Source organism: Vibrio sp. 378 (assembly GCF_033339435.1).
Genome location: NZ_JAWOUO010000171.1, coordinates 1 through 1,033, shown reverse-complemented (window position 1 = coordinate 1,033; position 1,033 = coordinate 1). Strand labels below are relative to the sequence as shown.

The window sequence follows — 1,033 nt, the reverse complement described above, 5'->3', positions numbered from 1 at the left end:
AGTGGCTCATAAAAGCTTCCTTAGTTATCTTGTCTTTACAAGGCAAGAATAAGGAGAGGGACAACACCAAGTTGATAGTATGCCGTTTAATATCAATACTATTTCGGCGTGATGAAGATTATGTCGGCAATACTGATATTATTTGAGCGTGAAACAATACTATCTTGTGGAGTTGCCAATGGCGCACATCGAAAAAGTACCGCAGAGACCAGGTTTTTCTTGGCGCTATCGTCGCATTGATGAGGTAGAGAAAGAGTACGACCTCCATTTTCACGATGATGTGTTTGAGTTGGTCATCCATCGACACTTCACTGGCAGTTTGCATATTGGTCATCACGAATTAGAAGTGACTCACAACCAAATGCTATTGATCGCGCCTGGTGTGCCTCATTCAATTCACTCCACATTGGTCGAAAGCAAGTGCGAGACTCATGTGATTTGGTTTAAGCGTGAGTGGATTGCCAATTTGATGTTCTATTGCGCAGAGCTTAGAAAGCTTGACCCGCTTTTAAAGGCGGCCAATAAAGGTGTGGTGTTTTTTGAACGGACAGCTCAGCACGTTGTGGATCTTCTGCATGAGCTCATGACGTTTCCTGCAATGGAGCAACTATCGAGATTTCTCCATGTTTTGTCTCTGATTGCTCACGATGAAGGAGCGAAAACACTGATGACTCACTCGTACTTATCGATGAGTGAACACGAGCTACAGGAAAGAGAGCGCGTGGCAAGTGTTAACGCGTATCTCGAACAGCACTTTGCAACTAAGGTGACGCTCGCAGACTTGGCGAACTACTTATCGCTGAGTGAAAGTGCGGTCACAAGATTGTTTCAAAAGCACTTTAAAGAGCCGTTTAGCCAACGTCTAATGAAATTGCGGATCAATCATGCCGCAGATTTGCTGCAATCTACGTCGTTGCCGATTGGGATTGTGTTTGAGCGAGTCGGATATCGTAATCAAGCCCTGTTTAATCGCCACTTCAAAACGTACAAAGGACTAACACCACGCGACTACCGCCAGCATTATCAGCAGCGA

At 44.9% G+C, this 1,033-nt stretch carries 1 protein-coding gene; it reads left to right on the top strand.

Annotated features, from left to right (window positions below; all coding sequences use genetic code 11):
- Positions 1-178: 178 nt before the first annotated feature.
- Positions 179-1,033 (top strand): helix-turn-helix domain-containing protein (locus tag R7Q48_RS24920; protein WP_318132795.1); only part of this gene is annotated, 855 nt, incomplete at its 3' end.